The organism is Dysgonomonas reticulitermitis (genome assembly GCF_054601275.1).
In genome coordinates, this window is the sequence record NZ_BAAHWU010000084.1 from 1 (window position 1) to 6,258 (window position 6,258).

Annotated in this window: 6 protein-coding genes and 1 pseudogene; 2 read left to right on the top strand and 5 right to left on the bottom strand. The window is 38.2% G+C overall.

Features of this window, described 5'->3' with window-relative positions:
- Positions 1-157: 157 nt before the first annotated feature.
- A complete protein-coding gene (locus tag ACYPZI_RS15275) occupies positions 158-325 on the top strand; it encodes a hypothetical protein (RefSeq protein WP_459603130.1) in 168 nt (55 codons plus the stop codon).
- A 238-nt stretch (positions 326-563) separates the two neighbouring features.
- Positions 564-1,784, top strand: a complete 1,221-nt coding sequence (locus ACYPZI_RS15280) for a 3-phosphoshikimate 1-carboxyvinyltransferase (protein WP_459603132.1) — start codon at positions 564-566, stop codon at positions 1,782-1,784.
- Between the two features lie 2 nt (positions 1,785-1,786).
- Here ACYPZI_RS15280 and era read toward each other — a convergent pair whose 3' ends face one another.
- The 5 genes and pseudogenes from era to ACYPZI_RS15305 all read right to left on the bottom strand — a co-directional run bounded on the left by era (position 1,787) and on the right by ACYPZI_RS15305 (position 5,990).
- The gene (gene era, locus ACYPZI_RS15285) at positions 1,787-2,668 is read right to left on the bottom strand and encodes a GTPase Era (protein ID WP_459603134.1); all 882 of its coding nucleotides are present in this window, start codon (positions 2,666-2,668) and stop codon (positions 1,787-1,789) included.
- Positions 2,669-2,760: 92 nt separating this feature from the next.
- Positions 2,761-3,696 (bottom strand): annotated as a pseudogene (locus tag ACYPZI_RS15290) (outer membrane beta-barrel protein); the annotation flags it as partial.
- Positions 3,697-3,711: 15 nt separating this feature from the next.
- Positions 3,712-5,112, bottom strand: a complete 1,401-nt coding sequence (locus ACYPZI_RS15295) for a carboxypeptidase-like regulatory domain-containing protein (protein ID WP_459603136.1) — start codon at positions 5,110-5,112, stop codon at positions 3,712-3,714.
- Between the two features lie 282 nt (positions 5,113-5,394).
- A complete protein-coding gene (locus tag ACYPZI_RS15300; protein ID WP_459603140.1) occupies positions 5,395-5,697 on the bottom strand; it encodes a response regulator transcription factor in 303 nt (100 codons plus the stop codon).
- Positions 5,685-5,990, bottom strand: coding sequence for a response regulator transcription factor (locus tag ACYPZI_RS15305; RefSeq protein ID WP_459603138.1), 306 nt, complete (start codon positions 5,988-5,990; stop codon positions 5,685-5,687). Before ACYPZI_RS15305 ends, ACYPZI_RS15300 begins: the two co-directional genes overlap by 13 nt.
- Positions 5,991-6,258 lie beyond the last annotated feature (268 nt).

Sequence of the window (6,258 nt, forward strand, 5' to 3'; positions counted from 1 at the left end):
TTCTTGATTTTATATTTATCTTTGATCTGGGTTATCGGTGAGGTACTCATATATCTACTTTTTTGAATTTGCAAATACAAAAATACACCTGTAACCCTTCTTTTACAATACCGTTGCAACAAAGTCCATTTAAGTTATAGATCAATGAGCTGATGCTATGAAAAACAGGGCTGAACAGGGAGGGAAAGGCTTCCGGGTAAATTTGATTACTAAAGGATGGATTATCCTGCTGTTTCCCTTTGCAGGTACGGTTGTTTTGCTACCTTTAGCAGTGGTTTTCACCGATCAAAAAAGGCAACGGATTGGTAACGGAAGTATGGCTTAAAAACACCTTTTCCTGCTTTTTCCCCTTCGGGAAACCAATGCAAATGAATATGTTATGAACTGGTTATCAATAGGATGTTACTGAATTTTATTAATCCGCTGGTATATCGTATCTTTGTATTGTTATTATCACATCGTTTTTTATGGTATCTTTGCGGATAATCATTTAAACTTAAGCCTTGAGTTCTTTATGGGTTTTTGTTTACTTTCGTACAAGTACAAGTTTTAAAAATTTATCTATGCAATATAAAATAACGGCGCCCGTATTATTCAATTCAAAGATAAAACTTCCGTCATCGAAAAGTATAAGTAACAGGGCTCTTATACTGAATGCTCTAAGCCTGAATTCTTTCGATATAGAAAACTTATCCGATTGTGACGATACGGCTGTCATGGTAGAAGCTTTTACCTCGGGGAGTAATCTGATAGATGTAAAAGCCGCCGGGACATCGATGCGTTTTCTGACTGCGTTTTTGACTATTACTCCCGGGGAATGGATTATTACAGGTACCGAACGGATGCAGGAGCGCCCTATCCATATTTTGGTAGATGCTTTAGTCACTTTAGGTGCGCGCATACAATATTTAGGAAAAGTAGGGTATCCTCCTTTAAAAATTAAAGGTACAGCTATTGATGGCGGGGAAATTTATTTGTCCGGAGATGTTAGTTCGCAGTTTATTTCGGCTTTATTAATGATTGCACCTACTATGAGCAGAGGACTGACTATACATCTTGAAGGCGAAATTATCTCCGTGCCATATATTAAGCTGACCTTGGGTATGATGGCTCAGTTTGGCGTTAAGGCTCACTGGGAAGGCAATACTATAAGAATGCATTATGAAGAATACAAGCCGGTACACTATATTGTAGAATCGGATTGGTCGGCTGCTTCATATTGGTATGCGATGGCAGCTTTGGCAGATGAGGCCCAGATTCAGTTGACAGGTTTATTTAAGAACAGTATGCAAGGTGATTCTAAAGTAGCTGAACTCTTTACCGATTTAGGGATTGCGACAGAATTTACCGAAACAGGCGTAACGTTAGTTAAAACGAATAGGGTTACAAAAAAGATGTTTCATAATTTTGTGAATGAACCCGATTTGGCACAGACATTTGTTGTAACCTGCTGTATGATGAATATCCCGTTTTTGTTTACAGGTTTGCAAAGCTTGAAAATAAAAGAAACAGATAGGATAGAAGCTCTGAAAAATGAAATGAAAAAACTCGGCTACCTCATCTATGATAGTGAGAATAGTATTTTAGAATGGAATGGCGAGCGTTGCCAACCGGAAGAAAATCCAGTAATAAAAACTTACGAAGATCATCGTATGGCAATGGCCTTTGCGCCGGCAGCGATAAAATTAGGAGCAATAACAATAGCCGACCCGAAAGTGGTTACGAAGTCATATCCCGCTTATTGGGATGATTTGAAGTCGGTAGGTTATAATATAGAAGAATAAAATTAGTCCAGACGGTATCCATATTGACGGAGTAGGTTGTCCCTGCTTCGCCAATCCTTTTCTACCTTAACGAATATTTGAAGGAATATTTTCTTATTAAAGAAACGTTCTATATCCAGTCTTGCCATAGTCGCCACCTTTTTCAGGGCAGCGCCCTTGTGCCCTATAATAATCCCTTTTTGTGTGTCGCGTTCGGCAATTATCAGGGCCCTGATGTTGATTATATCTTTTTCTTCCTTAAACTCTTCCACTATGACCTCTACTGCATACGGTATCTCCTTCTGATAGTATAGCAGGATTTTTTCTCTTATAATTTCTGTGACGAAGAATCGGGCAGGCCGGTCTGTCAGAGCATCTTTTTCAAAATATGGAGGCGATTCGGGTATTAATTGTAATATCCGGTTTTTTATCACATCTACATTGAATTTATTCAATGCCGAGATCGGATATATTTCAGCTTTTGGCAGAAGTTCTTTCCATTGAGCTACCATCTTTTCCAGTTCCTGTTGATTGGTTTGATCTATCTTGTTTATTAGCAAAAGTACAGGAGCGTCCACTTTTTGTACTTTTTGCAAAAATTCTTCGTTCTTATCTGTTTTCTCTACAACGTCTGTCATATAAAGAAGAACATCTGCATCACTCAAAGCCGACTCTGAAAAGCTGAGCATAGATTCCTGCAATTTGTAGTTCGGACGAAGGACTCCCGGAGTATCGGAATATACAATCTGATAATCTTCGGTGTTTACGATCCCTAAGATACGATGGCGGGTAGTCTGTGCCTTCGATGTGATGATCGATACTTTTTCACCTACTAAAAGGTTCATCAATGTGGATTTACCTACATTGGGATTGCCGACTATATTTACAAATCCGGATTTATGCATTCTTATCGTATATTTTGTTGCAAAGTTAATTAAAAACCTCCGAAGATCGCTCTTCAGAGGTATTTTCTAGTGTTTGTATTGAAGAATAGAGTTTATCGGCCGTATCTTGATGTATCTATTTCGTCCACTTTTTGTTTTTTGTAATTGCCAAAACGGTATGTGAAAGATAGTCTGAAAACCGGTGAGTTAGCTTTGATATTCATTGTGTTGTACTGATTCATATAATCGATTTTGGTTCTGGCCCCACTCCGCAGAATTTCTTGTACCTGCGCCATTAGCTCAGCCTTGTTATCCAAAAATGTCCATTTCAATCCTCCTGTGATATTCCACATTTTCTTTATGTCGTAAATTCCCTGTATTGCTCCATTCATATAAAATCCGGATGCATCGAGTTTTATATTTGGTTTGGAAGATATGTTTACGGTATTCCTTAGTTGAAGGACAAACGAATTTATGTTTCTTTTATATGGCAGGTCATAAAAGTTGTCATCTTTTTCTTCCTGCCGTGTCAGTACGATATTCGCGCTCGCATCCCATATATTTTTCACTTTGAACGGTACGACGAAGAATATACCGTATTGTTTGCTGTAATCGAGATTCACCATCTGGAACATATTTTCCAGTTTATCCTGTGATTGGTACGGCAATTGAATGTAATGATCGGGATTGTATTCGTAATAACCACCTAAAACATATTTTTGGTTCATGATGAAATTCAGTTGGGTCTTGTAAACTCTTGAAAATTTCAGTTCGGGATTACCTTGTGCCGAAGAGTATGCATTGATCTTGAAAACATCGGAACTCAGAGCCCAATAGGGAGGATAGTTTATATCCGATGAAAAGGATAATTGTAATATTCGTTTTGGATTATGCATATAAGTGATATTTGCGTTGACAAAAGGCTGGAAGTCGTTCCATAGTGTTTTTTTCTTCCCCATAATATCTATCGATGCCCGAAAATAGTTCCCGGAAATAGAAGCTTGAGCCGATAATTTGCCGAAAGTTTTAGATAATCCGGCGAATATAGTCGCACTATGTTCTTTCTACTTGGTATTGTTTATAGAATCTATCGTTTCACTTTCAGGATTCTTGTAATAGTCGTAGCGGTTATTATTTTTTGAGTATGAAAAATTGCCTCCGTAGCTGAGTTTCCACTCTTTACTGACAGTAATAGCATGGTTTGCAAATAATTTCAAGTTACTGATCCGTTGTTCTGTGCTTGTTTTAAATGACGTTTGTGTAACAGAGCCATTTGAATCATAATATTTTTCAATAGCAGGGTCGTTAAAGAATGTATAATCAACTCCGGCTTTGAATTCTTTATGAGAATTATACTCAACTTTTGCATTATGCAAATACCTGTTCCCTTTTTTATTACTTTTTGAGTTGATGGTTGTATATGGATTCTGATCTTGTAAGAAAACAGTTTTAGATTCTGGATTGGAGTCTATGTCTTCATAATTTCCGGTGTAAGCGAAGGTTATTTTATCCTTATTTTTAAATGTATATCCCAATCCCAGACGGGTATTAAGATCTTTACTATCCGAGAGGGACTTATTGTCTTGAGTTATGTCGTATATATGATTGTCGAAAAGATGTTTTGCGTACATATGACTTTCGCCCCAACCTTTCGATTTACCTATACCGATAGTCAGATCCGCATTAAAAGATGACTTTGTATATACCAGGTTACCCCTCATTTTGTAAGATGCGTAGTGAGCCTGATTGTATTCCGCATTTCCTTCGCCCATTAATGTTGGCACTCCTGCTTCCTGATCTTTCAGGACTACATTGATAGCAGCCCCACGTATATTGTATTGAGGCGGAGCGCTATACATGATTTCTATATTGGCAACGCGGGAGGCGGGGATTGTTTTCAAAAGGCTGATTAATTGCTCTTTAGTCATGCTAGTCAACTGTCCGTTTATAAGTATGGTAAATCCCGAGCTTCCTATCAATTGTATGTCGTCTCCTGTACCGATTACACTCGGTACATTTTGCAGCGATTCGAAAGCATTGGACACTACCTTATTCTTGATCAGCATAGGAACATCATAAATAAGTTTCCCCTCTTTGGCTTTAACTACCGGTCGTTCGGCGCTGACTACCACTTCGCCTAATTCTTTGCTAAGAGATGCTAATACAAAGGGAGGTGTCTCTATATCGCTGTTTTCAATCTTGACTATTTGCTCCAACTTCTCATATGCCATGTGCTGTAAAGTTAGTATATAGCTGCCATTGGATAGATTTGTAAAACTAAACTCACCGAGTTTATCTGTTATTACTGTTTCGACTGAAAGGCTGTCCTCTATATTCTGTAATATACAAGTCACGGCTTCTACTTGTTGATTGCTCTCATTTGTTATTATCCCTTTCAGGGAATACGATTGTGCATAAAAACAAGTAGAAATACCAAGAAAAAACACTAAAAACGAAATTTTCATAGATTTATTTATTTTTAGTACAAATATAAGAAGTTCATCTCAAAAAATATGTTTCCATATTGCTATTTAGTGTTATCGAGTGTTATTATGCAGATTATTTACTACAATTGTTGCAGTCAGAGGGAATTTGCTTGACTTTCAGCAATATGGGAAAACTTCGCATGAAAAAGGCAACGGATAAGTAGATGAGAAAGTGCTGATATACACTTAGTTTTTCATGCTTTCAAATAACTCATTTCGCCGACAAAGATAGCAAAAAATATGTAGGCAAACAATAATTTCTCACACTAACTCCAATGATGTCTTGGCATTCTGCAACAGTTGCGCAGTATTGTGAGTATTAAGTTTAATATTCAGTTTTTGGCGGTAGTCGCGAATGGTATTAATGCCCAGAAACATCTTGTCGGCTAACTGCGGCAGGGTGTAACCCTCAGCTATTAATTGCAGCAGTTCCAATTCGCGGCGGGTAAGTTCTATCGGGTTGTTCTCGTTTTTTCGGAGCGTAATATTCGCATTCTCGCATAAAAAGCGTTCGCCGGATGCGACTTGTACAGATACCTTCGATAAGTTCTTCAGGCAGGGAATTTTTCAAAACATAGCCGTCTGCCCCTGCATCCAAAGCGCGGGTGATGGAAACAAGTTCGCCGTAACTTGTTTGCCTTGATTTTCGGACACAGGTCGATGCCGTTACCGTCAGGCATACTGATGTCGAGTAACAGTACATCCGGCTGTTTGTCTTTCAACAGTTCCCAGTACCCGGCGACAGAATAAGCCTTGCCGATGACGGAAGTTGTTTCTGATTCATTGATTAACCGTTCCAGTCCGTCGGCAATAATCTTGTGGTCGTCCACTATTGCAACCTGAATATGATTGTTCATAATTTGATGTTTTAATTCATTACAGTTTTTCCATTGTTTCAAATAATTTCGCCACGATAACTGCTTTTTGAGAGAAACCACAACAATCAATACCTTTTCTATTTCTATTTTTCGGACAGTATGAATATAGGCAAAGAATTTGTACCTTTCCTCTAAAAAACTAAGCCCCCCCTTATCTTTATGGGCTTCTTAGAGGTGTCATCCCTGTATTTTGACATAAAATCTCCTGTCCGCTCCTATCCGAAAGAGCAGAATGTCGTCATTTATA